Annotated in this window: 13 protein-coding genes; 8 read left to right on the top strand and 5 right to left on the bottom strand. The window is 72.8% G+C overall.

Annotation, left to right across the window (positions count from 1 at the left end; all coding sequences use genetic code 11):
- Positions 1-30 precede the first annotated feature (30 nt).
- The gene (locus tag AB0M70_RS22550; RefSeq protein WP_365821964.1) at positions 31-600 is read right to left on the bottom strand and encodes a DUF5134 domain-containing protein; all 570 of its coding nucleotides are present in this window, start codon (positions 598-600) and stop codon (positions 31-33) included.
- Between the two features lie 290 nt (positions 601-890).
- On the opposite strand from AB0M70_RS22550, the gene AB0M70_RS22545 reads away from it, so the two are divergent.
- The gene (locus AB0M70_RS22545) at positions 891-2516 is read left to right on the top strand and encodes an FUSC family protein (protein ID WP_365821962.1); all 1626 of its coding nucleotides are present in this window, start codon (positions 891-893) and stop codon (positions 2514-2516) included.
- 35 nt (positions 2517-2551) lie between these two features.
- On the top strand, positions 2552-3139 hold the full coding sequence (locus AB0M70_RS22540; protein WP_365821960.1) for a MarR family winged helix-turn-helix transcriptional regulator: 588 nt from the start codon (positions 2552-2554) through the stop codon (positions 3137-3139).
- A gap of 32 nt (positions 3140-3171) precedes the next feature.
- Here the strand turns inward: AB0M70_RS22540 and AB0M70_RS22535 are convergent, their stop codons facing one another.
- Entirely contained in the window at positions 3172-3948 is a 777-nt protein-coding gene (locus tag AB0M70_RS22535) for a FadR/GntR family transcriptional regulator (protein ID WP_365821958.1), read from the bottom strand.
- A 158-nt stretch (positions 3949-4106) separates the two neighbouring features.
- Here AB0M70_RS22535 and AB0M70_RS22530 point away from each other — a divergent pair, with 158 nt between their 5' ends.
- From AB0M70_RS22530 to AB0M70_RS22510, 5 genes are all read left to right on the top strand, one after another.
- Positions 4107-5363, top strand: coding sequence for a M20 family metallopeptidase (locus AB0M70_RS22530; RefSeq protein WP_365821956.1), 1257 nt, complete (start codon positions 4107-4109; stop codon positions 5361-5363).
- Positions 5360-6799, top strand: coding sequence for an aldehyde dehydrogenase family protein (locus AB0M70_RS22525; RefSeq protein WP_365821954.1), 1440 nt, complete (start codon positions 5360-5362; stop codon positions 6797-6799). Before AB0M70_RS22530 ends, AB0M70_RS22525 begins: the two co-directional genes overlap by 4 nt.
- Positions 6800-6903: 104 nt before the next feature.
- On the top strand, positions 6904-7704 hold the full coding sequence (locus AB0M70_RS22520) for an SDR family oxidoreductase (protein WP_365821952.1): 801 nt from the start codon (positions 6904-6906) through the stop codon (positions 7702-7704).
- A 43-nt stretch (positions 7705-7747) separates the two neighbouring features.
- The gene (locus AB0M70_RS22515) at positions 7748-8116 is read left to right on the top strand and encodes a DUF3311 domain-containing protein (RefSeq protein WP_365821950.1); all 369 of its coding nucleotides are present in this window, start codon (positions 7748-7750) and stop codon (positions 8114-8116) included.
- Positions 8113-9648, top strand: a complete 1536-nt coding sequence (locus tag AB0M70_RS22510; RefSeq protein WP_365821948.1) for a sodium:solute symporter family protein — start codon at positions 8113-8115, stop codon at positions 9646-9648. Before AB0M70_RS22515 ends, AB0M70_RS22510 begins: the two co-directional genes overlap by 4 nt.
- A gap of 8 nt (positions 9649-9656) precedes the next feature.
- Here the strand turns inward: AB0M70_RS22510 and AB0M70_RS22505 are convergent, their stop codons facing one another.
- The gene (locus AB0M70_RS22505; protein ID WP_365821946.1) at positions 9657-10262 is read right to left on the bottom strand and encodes a chemotaxis protein CheB; all 606 of its coding nucleotides are present in this window, start codon (positions 10260-10262) and stop codon (positions 9657-9659) included.
- Positions 10263-10405: 143 nt separating this feature from the next.
- Between AB0M70_RS22505 and AB0M70_RS22500 the strand changes: the two genes are divergently transcribed.
- Positions 10406-12751 carry a penicillin acylase family protein gene (locus tag AB0M70_RS22500; protein ID WP_365821944.1) on the top strand — a complete coding sequence of 782 codons (2346 nt, stop codon included), beginning with the start codon at positions 10406-10408 and terminating at the stop codon, positions 12749-12751.
- On the opposite strand, the gene AB0M70_RS22495 is transcribed toward AB0M70_RS22500, so the two are convergent.
- Both AB0M70_RS22495 and AB0M70_RS22490 read right to left on the bottom strand, forming a co-directional pair.
- Positions 12721-13800, bottom strand: coding sequence for a DUF917 domain-containing protein (locus AB0M70_RS22495; RefSeq protein ID WP_365821942.1), 1080 nt, complete (start codon positions 13798-13800; stop codon positions 12721-12723). The two genes, AB0M70_RS22500 and AB0M70_RS22495, sit on opposite strands and share 31 nt — an antisense overlap.
- Complete coding sequence (locus AB0M70_RS22490; RefSeq protein ID WP_365821940.1) at positions 13793-15373, bottom strand: hydantoinase/oxoprolinase family protein; 1581 nt, start codon at positions 15371-15373, stop codon at positions 13793-13795. The genes AB0M70_RS22495 and AB0M70_RS22490 overlap by 8 nt, the downstream gene beginning before the upstream one ends.
- Positions 15374-15561 lie beyond the last annotated feature (188 nt).

The following is a 15561-nucleotide window of genomic DNA, read 5'->3' as shown; positions in this document are numbered from 1 at the left end:
GCTCGCCTCTCGCCCAAGGCCCGCGGCGGCCTACAGCGTAAGCAGCATCGCGATCATGGCGATCCCCATGGACAGGCGGCACACCATCGCCAGTTCGGTGCGGTCGCCCCACCCCATGACCGCGCCTCCGCCCCCGCCTCCGCCTTCCGCCGTCGCGAGCGTGGGCACGGGCAGCAGGCGGGCGCCCGACCACAGCACGTACCCGGCGAAGTAGAGCAGCAGTGCCCCGGTGAGCGCCGGGGCGCCCCCGCCGCCGTGGCCCGCGTGCGCAGTGGGCGTCGCGGCCATGGCCACCGCCATGTAGACCATGGCGCCCGCGCCGACCAGGTGATGCAGGTGGTGGCGGTCGCGTCGGGCCGACCACAGGGCGCGCAGCGCCGCCGCGCCGAACACGGCCGCGTACCCCAGCCAGGCCCAGCGCGGCGGGGTCAGGAGGGCCGCGGGCACCGCCATCACGGCCATGCCGAAGCCCATCAGGGCCTCGCCGCCGGCCGTCCGGCGCTGTGCCTCGATCCTGCTGCGCATCCGCAGCAGGCAGTAGGACCCGGTCGCCGCGCACAGCGCGACGAGCAGCCAGCCGGCCTGCGCCGGTCCGTGCACCGCGCACCTCCCCCATCGACGGTGTCCGCCCCTGGGGTCGATGCCCTCGCGCGGCGCGTCGTATGCGAGCGCATGGGTGTACGCGGGGAGCGCGGAGGGGGCGGACGCGGCGTGACGGACAAGACTTCCGAGGTAAATCGTTTTCGAGTAAAACACTTGCTAAGGTTCTGGGTATGAGCAGTGCACCACCCCCTTCGCCCCGCCCCTCCGAACCCTCCGGTCCCTCCGAACCCTCTGGGGCGTCTGGGCTCTCCGGCCCCTCTCGTGTCCGTCGACTCCCGCTTGCCGGTGTGCTGCGTCCGGGGAAGCCGTCCGACATCTGGTTCAAGCCCGCGTCGAGCGTGGTCGTCGCCACCGCGCCACCGAATCTGACGCTCCTCGCGCTCGGCCGCCTCGATCTGGTCATGTACACGATGGCCGGATCGTTCTGCGCCCTCTACACGCACAACCTCCCCTACGCCGCACGGGCCCGCGCCCTCGCCGGAGTCGTCGCCGGCATGCTGGCCAGTGTCGGCATCGCGATGGTCGCCGCCTCGCTCACCACGTCGGCGGCGGTGCTCGTGGCGGTCGGGGCGCTGCTCGCCGCCGCACAGAAGACGCTGTGCGACGCGACCCGCATCGGGCCGCCCGGACATCTCATCTTCACCTTCATCAGCTCCGCCACGCTGTTCGCGCCGCAGTCCATCGGGCAGGTCCCCGGTCACCTCGCCCTGACGCTCGGCGCGGGCGCCGTGGCCTGGCTGGTCGGCATGGCTCCCGCCCTGGTGCGGCCGCACGGCCCCGAGCGCCGGGCCACCGCGCGGGCCCTGCGGGCGGCCGCCGCGTACGCCGAGGCATCGGGCCCCGGCCGTGAGCGCGCCCGCCCCGCGGCGGCCGCGGCCGTCCACGCGGCCTGGCAGTCGCTGCTCGCCACCGGAGCCCGCACGGCGGCGCGCCGCGCCCTGGAGCGCCTGGTCATCCGGGCCGAGGACGCCCTGGCGGCACCCTCGTCGGCGGACCCGGCCCAGCTGCGCTCCTGGGCGACGGGCCTGCGCGGCACCGGCGCCGTGCCGCGCCCCGGCGGCGTACGGACCGACGAGGACGACGAACTCCTGGGCGTGGACGTGGAGTTGGCGGCAGAGGCGGCCAGGCCTTCCCTGTGGCGGCGGCTGGGCCCCGGATCGCCGCTGCTGCCCATCGCGCTGCGCACGGCGGTCGGCTGCGCGCTCGCCGGGTACGCGTCGCTGGCCCTGGGCGTCGGACGCCCCTACTGGGCGCTGGTCACGGCGGCGTCCCTCTATCAGGCCAACGTGACGCTCACCTGGAACCGGGGAGTGCAGCGCGTGGTGGGCAACCTCGTCGGCGTGCTCGCGTTCGCCGCGATCGTCCCGCTGGCCCACCTCAACCACGCCGCGCTGATCTTCTGCTGCCTGGCGCTCGCCTTCGGGGCGGAGGCGCTGATCGGCCGCAACTACTGGCTCGGCAGCGTGTGCGTCACTCCGATGGCGCTGCTGGTCACCGAGTTCGCCCGGTTCCAGGAGCCCGGCGAGCTGATCCTCGACCGGGTCGTGGACACGGTCGTCGGCGCGCTGCTCGGCATCGTCGCGGCGATGCTCGTCACCAACCGGCGCGCCGCCGACCACATAGAACTGGCCATAGACGCCACGGACCGGGCCCGTACCCGCGCCGAACAGGCCTTGGCCTCTCCGGCCCCCACCCCGGCCGCCCTGCGCCCGGCGCGCCGCGGCCTGACCGCCGCGCTGGTGGACCTGCGCACCGCCCACGACGCGGCGGCGGGCGAGTGGTGGCAGCGCGCCCTGCCGGACCAGCGGGTGATGATCGCCGAGCAGGCCGGACACCGTACGCTCGCGGCGACGGTACGCGGCATGGAGCAGGACGCACACGTAACGGATCAGGGCGCACACGTACGGGCGTGAAGGCCGGGCACGACGGAAGGCCGAGGACGGGGCACATGAGGGACGGCAGCAAAGGGGACCTGACGGGCGAGACGGGGACCCCTGCGGGGGGAGGGGGCGGCGCCGACGCCCCCCGCGACACCGTCGCCGCCGTCGTGCGGCAGTGGCAGGCCGTGCGGCCGGATGTCGACACAGGGCCGATGGAGGTCATCGGGCGCATCAACCGGTGTGCGGCTCTCCTGCAGCAGGCCGAGGACGCGCCGTTGCGTCGCGTGGGGCTGACCCGTCCGGAGTTCGATCTTCTCGGCGCGTTGCGCCGGACCGGACACGAGCTGACCCCGGGTGAACTGGCCCGCGAGACCTTCTCCTCGGGGGCCGCCGTCACCAAGCGCCTCAAGCAGCTCCAGGAGCGTGATTTGGTCGACCGGCGTGCCGACACCCGTGACCGCCGTGTCTCGCACGTCGGCCTGACCGACGCGGGCCGCGACCTGGTGGACTCGATCCTGCCCGACCAGCTCGCCTACGAGACCGTGGTCCTTGGCGGCCTCGACGAGGACGGTCAGGCGCAACTCAGCTCGCTGCTCGGGGAATTGCTCGGACAGCTCGAGGGCCGGCTCGGGCCGGCTCCGGGGTTCCGGGGGTGACGGGCGGCTGATCGGGTGGCGCCGCTGTCCTCTCAGTGGTCCTCGACCGACGCCGCCAGCAACTCCCGTGCCTCCGGCTCCACATGGTCCGCGTAGTACTCGTGCAGGGCCGTGCGGCCCAGCCGGGCGGCGAGAGGGCCGTCCCCCGCGGTGATCGCCGCCAAAACCTCGCGGTGGTGGGCTATGGAGCGCTCCATCCAGGCCGTGGTGTCCGTGACCCCCGCGATCTTCTTCTCGATGACCTCCACCACCGCCTCGTGCACGGCGCGTGCGCACAGGCCCAGGAGGGAGTTGCCGCTCGCCTCGGCAATGGCCCGGTGGAAGAGCGCGTCCGCCTCGCTGAACGCGTGCAGGGAGGCCGGGCCACCACGGCTGAGCGCTTCCATGCGGGTGATCTGTTCGCGCATCCGGGCGAGATCCTCCTCGCCGTGCAGGCGGGCGGCCAGACGATTGCTCTCCGCGTCCAGCACCATGCGGAACTGCACCAGTTCACCGAGCGTCGCCACGCTGGAGCGGGTCAGGCGGCCCAGGGCCTGGCTGAGGTTGTCGGGCGAGACACCGAGCACCTCGGCGCCCAGCGGGTCGCCGGGGCGGGAGCGGATCAGGCCCGCCGACTGCAGGACACGCAGCGCCTCGCGGACGGTGGAGCGGCCCACGCCGAAGCGGTTGACCAGCTCGCGCTCGGCGGGCAGCCGGGACCCCGGCGGCAGATCGCCGCTCAGGATGCGCTCCTCGATCTGCTCGGCCACCCGTTGATAGGCGCGGACCGGTGTGACCGGCCGGAACAGGTCGGCGTCGTCGGCGGCCATCGGCCCGCCCCCTCCACGGTACGTAGCTGACACGCGGTGCCGGCGCGGGAAATCCAAGATCTGGTGGTTGACCCGGCCGTGAACGTGGAGGCAGAGTACGGGAACTCAACTGGTCTGACCAGTCGACTGGCCTCGTGGTCGGCCGACTTGGAGGTTCCATGCACACCAGCTCACGTCACACCAGCTCACGTCACACCAGCTCACGCCATCCCGATGTGGCCGTCGACTCCGACGCCGTCGTCGCCTTCACCCAGGATCTGGTCCGCCTGCGTACCGTCAACGCGGCCGGGGCCACCGTGGTGGAGCAGCCCGCAGCCGACCTCGTCGCCGGGCTCTTCACCGAGTTCGGCTGGACATACGACGTGGTGGAGGTCGCGCCGGGACGCCCCAACACCATCGCCGTCATCGAGGGCGGAGGGGGCGACGGGCCGACCCTGATGTTCGAGGGGCACATCGACGTCGTCACGGAGGGGGACCCGGGCGACTGGAGCGTGGACCCCTACGGAGCGGAGATCCGCGACGGCAGACTGTGGGGGCGCGGCTCCGCCGACATGAAGTCCGGCGTCGCGGCGATGATCTACGCGGTGCGGGCCCTGCAACTGGCCGGCCCCTTCCCGGGCCGGGTCGTCATCGGCGTGCTGTGCGACGAGGAGGGGCTGATGCTCGGCGCGAAGGCGTTCGCCGCCACCCCGCTCGCGCGTGAGGTGGACGGGGTCATCGTCTGCGAGCCCGAGGGATACGAGGTGTGCACCTCGGCCCGTGGCGGCATCCGGCTCCGGCTCGATCTCGACGGGGTCATGGCCCACGGCGCCATGCCGCAGGAGGCCAAGAGCCCGATCGTCGCCGGGGCGCGCATCGTCGAGGCGCTCGCCCACGTGCAGGACTGGGCCCAGCAGCGGTACGGCACCCACCCGCACGCCGGGAGCGTGACGGTCACCCCGACCGTCCTGCACGGCGGAGACCCGGACCAGCTCAACGTCATCCCCGCACATGGGCTCGTGGGCATCGACGTACGCACGATTCCCGGCACCGACCACACCGAACTCATCGAGCGGGTACGGGAGTCCGCGATCGAAGCGGCCGGGACCGTGGGGGTGGGCGTCGGGCTGACCGTCGTCGACGACCGGCCCGCCGTCGAGATTCCCGACGACCACCCGGTGGTCACCGCGCTCGTCGAGGGGCACCGCCAAGTGCACGGCGCCGCACCGCCGTTCGGGGCGGTGCCCGGCACCACGGACGGCACCATCCTCACCCGCGACGCCGGCCTGCCGACCGTCGTCTACGGGCCAGGCGGGAAGTGGATCGCGCACCAGAAGGACGAGTTCGTCGAGGTGCGCGAGATCGTCGAGTACACGCGGGTGTACGCCGCGGCGGCGCGCTCGTTCCTGAACGGCGCGACCGGAGGTGCGCGATGACCTGCCCCGAAGGGCTGCCCGTCGGGGACGGCTGGGTGACCGCGCCCAGCAGCGGCCTCGTCCGCTTCCCGTACGACGGCGGTGTGATCGCCGAGGCGCCGATCGGCGACGCGGACCTCGCGGCACGGGCCGTCGAACACGCTGCCACGGTACGCGTGCAAGTCGCCGAGCTGCCCGCGGGGGTGCGGCGGCAGGTGCTCGCCGGGGTGGCCGGAACGCTGGCCGAAGCGGTGCCGGAACTGGTGGACCTCCTCGTCCTGGAGACCGGGAAGCCGCGGGTCGACTGCCAGGTCGAGATGGCGCGGGCGGTGGCCACCTGGCAGTCCGCCGCCGACGAGGTGGCCCATCTGCACGGCGAGACCGTGCCGTTGGACCTCCAGCCGTCCGGTGAGGGCCTCTTCGGCTACTGGACGCGGCGGCCCGTCGGCGTGGTGGTCGGCATCGCGGGCTTCAACTACCCGGTGCTGCTGGCCTCCCACAAGATCGCACCGGCGCTCGCCGCGGGGTGCCCGGTGATCGTCAAGCCGGCCCCGGCGACACCGCTCGCCACCCTGCGGCTCGTCCATCTCGTACGGGAGCAGCTCGTGGCGGCGGGTGCGCCCGCCGGAGCGGTGCAACTCGTCACGGGGGACACGGAGGTCGGCCGTACGCTCACCACGCATCCGGAAGTCGCCGCGGTCTCCTTCACCGGGTCGGCGGCGGTCGGCCACCGCATCGCGCGGGACGCGGCGCCCCGCAAGGTGGTCCTCGAACTCGGCTCCAACGCCGCGCTCGTCGTGGCCGCGGACGCCGATCTCGACGCGGCGGCCGACGCGGTCGTGCGGGGCGGGTTCTACGCCTCGGGGCAGGCCTGCATCTCCGTACAGCGGGTCGTCGTGGTGGCCGCGGTCGCCGAGGAGTTCGAGAAGCGGCTCGCCGAGCGGCTGCCGGACGTGGTGGTCGGCGACCCCCGGGATGCCGGGACCCGGGTGTCGGCGCTCATCGACGAGACGGCGACGGAGCGGGTCCTCGACTGGGTCGCACGCGCGCGGACGGCGGGTGCGCGGCTGATCGCCGGGGGAGTCCGCGACGCGGGGGGCCGGTGCATCGTCCCGACGCTGCTCGCCGACGTCCCCGACGGGGAGCCCGCCTGGGACGAGGAGATCTTCGGTCCGGTCGTCTGCCTGCGCACGGTGCCGGATCTGGACACCGCGTACGACCTCGTCAACGCGAGCCGCTACGGCCTGCACGCCGCCGTCTACACCAGCGGTCTGCGGGCCGCGCTGGAAGCGGTGGAACGCCTGGAGGTGGGCGGCGTGGTGGTGAACGAAGTCCCCGGCTACCGCAGCGACATCGCCCCCTACGGCGGCGTCAAGGACTCGGGCATCGGCCGCGAGGGCCCCAGGTTCGCGATCGAGGAGATGACGGTGACCCGGATGGCGGTCATCAGGCCTTGAGCCGGGTCGACCGTCCCTGCCCCCCGCAACGCTCTGAACCCGCAACGCCCCGCACCCACAACCGCCCCCAACCCCGGCCGCCCGGCCAGAGAGGCAGCAGCACCATGGATTACGGCAACCTGTTCCGGCTCGACGGCCGGCGCGTCGCGGTCGTGGGTGGTGCGAGCGGCATCGGTCGTGAGGCCGCCCGCGCCCTGGTCGCCCAAGGCGCGCACGTCATCGTCGCCGACCGGGACACGGAGGGCGCGGAACAGACGGCGGCGCTCGCGGTGCGCCCGGGTGATGCGGCGGACCCGCGCCTCGGTACGGCCGTCACGCACCCCCTGGACGTCCTCGACCCCGACGCCGTCCGCAGCGCCGTCGCCGCGTGGGGGCCGCTCGACGGGCTCGTCGTCACCGTCGGGGCCAACGTGCGCAAGCGCCTCGTGGACTACGGCCTCGACGAGTTCGACCGGGTCATCGCCCTGAACCTGCGCTCCTACCTCACGCTCATCCAGGCGGTCGCCCCCGGCATGGCCGAGCGCGGCCGGGGGAGCGTGGTCGGGTTCGCCTCGATGCGGGCCTTCCAGGTGGAGCCGGGGCAGGGGCCGTATGCCGCGTCCAAGGCGGGGCTGATCCAATTGCTACGGACGGCGGCCGCTGAATGGGGGCCGCAGGGCGTGCGCTTCAACGCTGTCGCGCCCGGTGTCGTCCGTACGCCGCTCACCGACCAGATCGCCGCCGACCCCGCATGGTTCGATGCCTACGCCCAGGCCTCCGCGCTCAAGCGGTGGGCCCGTGCCGACGAACTCGCCGGCGCCGTCGCCTATCTCGTGTCGGACGCGTCCACCTTCGTCACCGGCACCGTGCTGAGTGTCGACGGCGGCTGGACCGCGGTCGACGGCCGTTACGACCCGTCCGTGTGATCTGTGCCGTCGTCCGTACGCCGCCCCTCTAGGAGTTCCCCCCATGCCCCCCACAGCTGATGACGGCGCGCGACCAGACGCGCAGGACGGCGACCCGGCCGGCCCCCTGGACGGCCTTCCCACCCTCCGTGGCGTGGCCCGCCCCTCCCTCTGGCTGCTCCTCGTCCCCGTCCTCCTCTACGGCTCGGCCCCCTTCGTCGCCAACCGCATCGAGCCACGCGTCCTGGGCGTCCCCTTCCTCCTGGCCTGGGTCATCGCCGCCACGGTGATCAGCCCCCTGGTCATCTGGCTCGCCGCCCGGCTCGATCCGGCGTACCGCACGAATGCCGTCGAGCCCCTCCCGGCAGACGATCTCGCCGACGGCCTCGTGGGCACCGACACCGGCACCGACCCCGAAGGAGGCCGCCGATGAACGGCTCCGCAGCCGTCGCCACGACCATCTTCGGGCTCGCCATGGTCGCCACGATCCTGATCGGGGTGTGGAGCGCCCGCGGCCGGTCCAAGGGCCTCGCCGAGTGGTCCGTGTCCAGCCGCGGGCTCGGCGTCCTGTTCATCTGGCTGCTCATGGCCGGCGAGACGTACACGAGCTTCTCGTTCCTCGGCACCGCGGGCTGGTCGTACTCGTTCGGCGCGCCGATCCTCTACCTGGTCGCCTATCTGACCGTCGGTTTCGCCGTCGCGTACGTCGTGGGGCCCGCCCTGTGGACGTACGCGAGCCGGCACGGCCTCATCTCCATTGCGGACATCGCCGAATTCCGCTTCCGTTCACGGCCGGTGGGGATTCTCGTCGCCGTCGTCGCGACGGTCTTCATCGTCCCCTACATCCAGGTGCAGATTCAGGGCATGGGCGTCGTCGTGAACGCGATGACGTACGGCAGCGTCGACCTCAAGGTCGCCGCCGTCATCTCCTTCGTCGTGGCGGAGGTGTTCATCCTCGTGTCGGGCCTGCGCGGCTCGGCGTGGGTGAGCGCGCTCAAGGACATGCTGGTGATCGTCGCCGTCGTGTTCCTCGCGGTCTATATCCCCATGCACTACCTCGGCGGGGTCGGCGACTTCATGCAGCGCATGGTGACCGAGAAGCCCGAGTGGCTGACCTTCCCCGGGCACGAGTCGGGCGGGCGCAACGCCATGTGGTTCCTGAGCACCGTGGTGCTCAACGCCGTGACCATCACGATCTTCCCGACCACGGTCGCCGGTTACCTCAGCGCGAAGAGCCCGAACGCGCTGCGCCGCAACGCGCTGCTCCTGCCCTGGTACCAACTGCTCCTGTTCGTTCCGATGGTGGTCGGCGCGACGGCCCTGTTCGTGATGCCGACCCTGGGCAATCCCGACCTGGCCCTCTTCAGCCTCGTCACCGATTCGCTGCCCTCACCCGTCGTCGCGCTCATCGGCGTCGCGGGCGCGCTCTCGGCGATCGTGCCGATGAGTGTCTTCATGCTCTCCATCGGCACGCTGTGGGGCCGCACCGTGCTCGGTGGAGGCAACGGCGCCGACCCGCGGGCGCGCCGCCGAGCGCCCGGCAAGGCCGGTGACGCGAACGACATGCGGGCCAAGCGGCTCTCGCAACTGGTCTGCGTGGTGGCCGGGTTGATCGCTCTCGCGGGCAGTCTCTTCTACCCGAACACCCTCGTGGAGCTTTCCGTCCTGTCGTATGAGGGTCTGGCGCAGCTCGTGCCGGTCGTGCTTCTCGCCCTGTTCTGGCGGCGGTTGACCGCGCGCGCCGCGGTGGCGGGGATGCTCACCGGGCTCGCGGTGATGACCGCGCTGTGGGCCACCGACAACGACCCGTACCACGGTGTGAACGGCGGCATCATCGCGCTCGCCGCCAACCTCCTCGTGCTGCTCGCGGTCGTCTGGCTCGCCCCGGGCCCCGGGCCCGCCAAGGCATCCGCCACCGGCCCCGCTGTGCCGGACGAGAGCGCGACACAGGCGGGGGCCCGATGAGTGGCCCCTCAGCTCTGGTGCTGCCGCACGAGCAGATGGAGGCGGGAAGGGATGTGGTCGGCGTCCAGCACGAAGTCCACCCGGCCGGTCTCGATCGCGGACTTGGGCATCCCGTGGAACTTGGCCGTGGCCGGGTCCTCCACGATGACCGTGCCGCCGCCCTCCTTCACCGCTTCCACCCCACGGGCGCCGTCGCTGTCGGCCCCGGTGAGGACACAGGCGATGAGCAAGGGCCCGAATGTCTCGGCCGCCGACTCGAAGAGGGGGTCGGCGGCGGGGCGGGACATGTTGACCGGGGCTTCCTGGGACAGCGCCAGTCGGCCGTCCTCACGGACGCACAGATGGTGATCGGGCGGGGCGACGTACACCGTCCCGGGCTCCGGCAGCTCGCCTTGCTCGGCCAGCTTGACGGTCAGTGTGGTGTGGCGGGAGAGGATGGCGACGATGCGCGTCTCACGGGCACGCCGGAGGTGATGGGCCACCAGCACCGGCGCCGGGAAATCGGCGCCGAGGCCGCCCAGCAGCGCCTGCAGCCCCTCGATGCCCCCTGCGGAGGAGGCCACCACGACCGTGGCGCGCCGGGCCTGCGGCTCTTGCGGATATTCGCTGCTCACACGCGAACCCTAACTCTCCGCGGCGGCTCCTCGCGCGATGCCGCGTTCGGTGAGCCCTGCCGCGGAGGGGTTCGCCGAGCTGCTCCTGAGGGCCGTCGCGGAGGGTGCCATCCTCGTGTCGGACGACGGACGTGACCCGGCTCATGAGTGAGGCAAGCATGGCGGACAGGGACGAATTCGAGGTGCCGGGGCTCCGGGAGGCCGTGGAGATCCGGATCGACCGGTGGGGTGTCCCGCATCTGTACGCCGCGTCCCAGGACGACCTCTTCCTGGCCCAGGGCTTCAACGCGGCCCGCGACCGCCTCTTCCAGCTCGACCTGTGGCGGCGGCGCGGACTCGGGCTGCTCGCCGAGGTATTGGGGGAGCGGTACGCCGAACACGACCGAGCGGCACGGCTGTTCCTCTACCGCGGCGACATGGCCGGGGAATGGCGCGCGTACGGCGACGACACGGAGCGGGTGACGACGGCCTTCGTCGACGGCATCAACGCGTACGTGTCGCTTTGCCGCGCCGATGCGACACAACTCCCGCCCGAATTTGCCCTGTTGAACTACGAACCGGCGTACTGGCAGCCCTCCGACGTGGCCCGCATCCGCAGCCACGGCCTGCAGTACAACCTCCGCGACGAGGTCGCCCGAGCGCTCACCCTCCGCGACCACGGCCCCGAGGCGGAGGAGCTGCGCCGCCGCCGCGAGCCCGCCCCGCACCGGCTGCGCGTCCCCGAGGGCCTGGACCTCTCCGTCATCCCGGCCGACGTCCTGCGCGTGTACGACATGGCCACCACGCCCCCGTGGGCGGCGGACGCCGCACCCCGCCAGGGCCTTGACGGCTCCAACAACTGGGTCATCGCGCCGTCGCGCACCGCCACCGGACGCCCCCTCCTGGCCAACGACCCGCACCGCGGGATCGCCCTGCCCGCGCTGCGTTACCTCGCGCATCTCTCGGCACCGGGCATCGACGCCGTCGGAGCGGGCGAACCGGCCCTTCCCGGCATCTCCATCGGCCACAACGGGCACGTCGCCTTCGGCCTGACGATCTTCCCGATCGACCAGGAGGACCTGTACGTCTACCGTACGAACCCCGAGAATCCCCACGAGTACTGGTACCAGGACCGCTGGGAGCCGATGACACAGGTCAGGGAGTCGATCCCGGTGCGTGACGGCGACGCGGTCCCGGCCGACCTGTGGTTCACCCGCCACGGCCCGGTCATCCGCGAACTTCCGGAGCGGAACGCGGCGTTCGCGGTACGCGCCGCCTGGCTCGGTCCCGGCATGGCCCCCTACCTGGGCAGCATGGACTACATGCGGGCGGCGAGCCCCGACGCGTTCGTGGCGGCGATGCGACGCTGGGGCGCTCCCGGCGAGAACCAGGTCTACGCGGCCCCCGACGGCACGATCGGCTGGCGGCCCGCCGGACGCGTCCCCGTCCGCCCCAACTGGGACGGCACGCTCCCGGTGCCGGGCGACGGTCGCTACGAATGGGACGGCTTCCTGGACGTGGAGGAACTCCCCTCCGTCCGCGACCCGGCCCAGGGCTGGTTCGCCACGGCCAACCAACTGAACCTGCCGCCGACGTACCCGAACGCGGAGAAGACGGTGACGTACGACTGGTACGCACCGACCCGCCACGACCGCATCACGGAAGAACTCGGCTCGCACAGCTCCTGGACGGTCGAGGACTGCGTACGCCTGCAGACGGACTACGTGAGCCTGCCGGGACGGCGGATACAGGGGCTGCTCATGGGCCTTGAGGACAGCCGGGCCGATGTCGCCACCGCCCTCTCCCTCCTGCGCGCCTGGGACACCCGTCTCACCGCCGACTCATCTGCCGCCGCCCTTTTCGAGGTCTGGTACCGGCGGCATCTGCGGCCCGCGCTTTTGGTGCGGGCCCTCGAGGGGGTCGTGGGTGAGGAGCAGCGTGACCGGGCCCTGGCGTGCGTTCTGCCCGCCGAGGACGCGGCGGCGGATGCCCGCGTCGATCTGGAGCTTCTGGACGGTGACCCGGACCCCGGCCTGCTGCTCGGCACGCTCTCCGCAGCCGTGGACGAGCTCGTCGGGCTGCTGGGGGACGACCCCGGCGCCTGGTCCTGGGGCGCCCTCCACCACGCCCACCCGCACCACCCCATCGCCGCGCTGCTCGCCGGGCCCGCCCCGGAGTGGGCCGCCGTGGGGCCGGCCCCGCGTGGCGGCAGCGGGGACACCGTGGGAGCCGCCGCCTACGGGCCAGGGTTCCGGCAGACCGCGGGGGCCACCTTCAGGATCGTGGTGGACGTCGGCTCCTGGGACGACTCCGTGGCGATGAACTCGCCGGGGCAGTCCGGCGTTCCGGGCAGCCCGCATTACGACGACCTGTTCGCGAGCTGGGCCGCCGACGGTTCCTTCCCGCTCCTCTACTCGCGGGAGGCGGTGGAGAAGCACACGCGGCGGACGATCACCCTGCGACCGTCCGCCGCGGACGGTCAGGGGCCCGCCGACCCGAAGGGCAGGTAGTCCTCCTCGTATCCGAAACAGCGTGGGCCGGTCAGCGCGAGGCCGCCCGGAGTGATCCAGCGCGGATCGCAGCGGGCGGCGACGACGCTGACGCGCTGGCCGTACCGCAGGCCCTCCGTGGTCACCGGGTCGCCGGTCTCACTGTCCAGGACACAGATCAGGTCGGGCGTGGTCGCCACGGTCACCCCGTCGCGCGTGGCCATCAAGTGCTCGTTCTGGAAGCCGAGTTCGAGCACGCGGCCCGCGTCAGCGCGCGTTCCCTCGATGCGGGCGTGACCGCGGGCGAAGCCGCCCTCCGTGCGGCGCGCCACGTCGGCCACCCGGCCCGCCAGGAGGGGGATGCCGTTCAGGAGCGACCGGGCGGCCGCCACCGGATCACCGTGCACGGCGCGCGCCTCGCGCACCACGGCACCCAGGCGACCGGCGAGCGTCAGCGTCGCAGGGACCAGGCCGTCGGCGAGCTGATCGCCGCGCAGCACCGTGTCCGCGCAACTGATCTGGCAGCCGAGCTCCACGCACACCGCGCGGGCGATCCGCTCGGCGGCGTGGTTGTCGACGGCCTCGACGACGATGGTGTTGCCCTTGTCGTCGGCGAGCGCCATCGGCGAGTTGGAGATCCCGGCGAGGCCGGGCAGCACCATCTGCGCCTCGGGGAACGCCCGCCCCATCGCGTCCCCGTCCACCAGCGGCAGCCCGGCCCGCGCGGCGCACGCGATCGGCAGCATCGAGTTGACCCCGCCGACCTCCAGCGGCGTCAGGTGCGTGGCCCGGCGCCCGAGGTGTCTTTCCAGGGCACGCAGCGCGTCCAGGTGTTCCCGCCCGTTGGGCACCCGTTCCAGAAGGACGGTGGGCGCGCCCATGCCGGAGATGGGGACCACGGTCGCGTCGGCGTCGACCTCGTCGATGGCGACGACCCGCACCGGACCGTGCGCGCGGATCGCCTCACGGGCGAGCAGCTTGCCGATGTACGGGTCGCCGCCCCCGCCCGTGCCGAGGATGCCCGCGCCCCGCGCGATGTCGTCGAGGTTGCCGAGGGTGATCTCACGCATGGGTGACCGCCCCGGCGCCGGGCGCGCAGGCCCCACCGAGAAGCCCCAGGTCCAGATCGCCCACGGCCCTGACCCGGATGCGGGTGGCGCCGCCGGGCAGATAGGCGAGCGGCACTTCCTCGATGTCGACGACGCGTACGCTCCCGGCGCGGGCCCCGGCGTCCAGCGCACGCCCGACGGCCTCTTCCCGGGCCCCGGCGAGCACCGTGTCCCGGTGGCCGTCGGGGACGCGGAAGACCCGGTCGACCTCGCCGCCGACCTGCGCGATCGCCGCGCCCACCGCGTTGGCCACGTCGAAGTGGGCCGGCCGGCGCACATCGGTGAAGCCGGGCAGCGCGTCGGGCAGGAGGATGGAACCGCCGCCCACGACGACCACCGGCAGCATCGCGGCGGAGGTCCGCATCCGGTCCACGCCTTCGGCCAGCCGTTCGTCGACGCGGTCCAGGGCGCGTGCGGTGAACTCACGTGCCAGGTGGGCGACATGACGCCCGTGCCCGATGTCCGCGCGGCCCGCGGCCACCGCGAGATCCGTGGCCGTCAGCCGCCTGCCGCCGAAGACGAGCGCTTCCCGTGTGAGCAGATGGCCCACCGACCGCGGTCCCGTCTCGCCGTCGCGCGACACCAGGGACCCGCCGCCGATGCCGAGCGAAAGGACGTCAGGGATACGGAAGTTGGTGCGGATCCCCGCGGCCTCGCTCTCGCTGCCCGCCTCCCGCGGATAGCCCCCGCTCAGGACGCCGATGTCGGCGGTCGTGCCGCCCACGTCGACGACCGCGCAGTCCCCGATCCCGGAGAGGAGCGCCGCACCCCGCATCGAGTTGGTCGGCCCGGACGCGAACGTCGCGACGGGGTAGGCGCGCGCGAAGTCGACGTCCATCAGCGTCCCGTCGTTCTGCGACAGGAAGAACGGCGCGGTGATCGACATCTCGGCCAGTGCCTTGCCGAACGACTCGACGATGACGGTGGCCAGATCCCGCAGCGACGCGTTGATGATCGTGGCGTTCTCGCGCGCGAGGAGCCCGACCCGGCCGAGATCGTGCGAGAGCGAGAAGTGCACGCCCTCGCCCAGCTCCTCCCGAAGGATCTCGGCGGCGCGCCACTCGTCCGCCTCGGCGACCGGCGAGAAGACCGATGACACGGCGACCGAGGTGAGACCGCGTGCGGCGATGTCGGCGGCCGTCCGGCGCAGCTCGTCCGGGTCGAGGGGCGACAGCGGCCGCCCGTCGAACTCCCGTCCGCCGTGGCAGAGATAGCCGTGCCCGCCGACGGCGGCCCGCTGCCGCTCCGGCCAGTCCGCCATGGGCGGCAGGGCGGCGGTGGCGGGAAGGCCGAGGCGTACGGCGGCGACCGGGGTGAGCCGGGCGCCCTCGACGAGCGCGTTGAGGAAGTGCGTGGTGCCGATCATCACCGAGGTGATGGATTCGACGGGTGGTGCGAGGCTCCGGATCGCGCTGGTGACACCGGAGGTGACGTCGGGCGTGGTCGGGGACTTGGCGGCCGCGAGCACGCGGTCGTCGGGCCCCAGAAGGGCGGCGTCGGTGTTGGTCCCACCGACATCGATGCCGATACGCATGGTGGTGGAGTCCTTTGTGTGGCGACAGGCGGGCGGGTGATGCGTAGTACGGACGTGACGCGCGCCGTGATCAACCAGACGGCGAGACGGCGGGCTCCGGGGCGTCTCGCGGCCATCTGGTGGCTGCATCGACCTTCAGACGGCGTCCGCGTCGTTCCGGAACCCCGGAACATCGGCCTTTCGCCGTC

Origin of the sequence: Streptomyces sp. NPDC051214 (assembly GCF_040682375.1) — a bacterium.
In the GTDB taxonomy this organism is placed as follows: Bacteria; Actinomycetota; Actinomycetes; order Streptomycetales; family Streptomycetaceae; genus Streptomyces.
The sequence above is the reverse complement of the archived record's forward strand: the minus strand, read 5'-3'. Positions and strand labels throughout refer to the sequence as shown.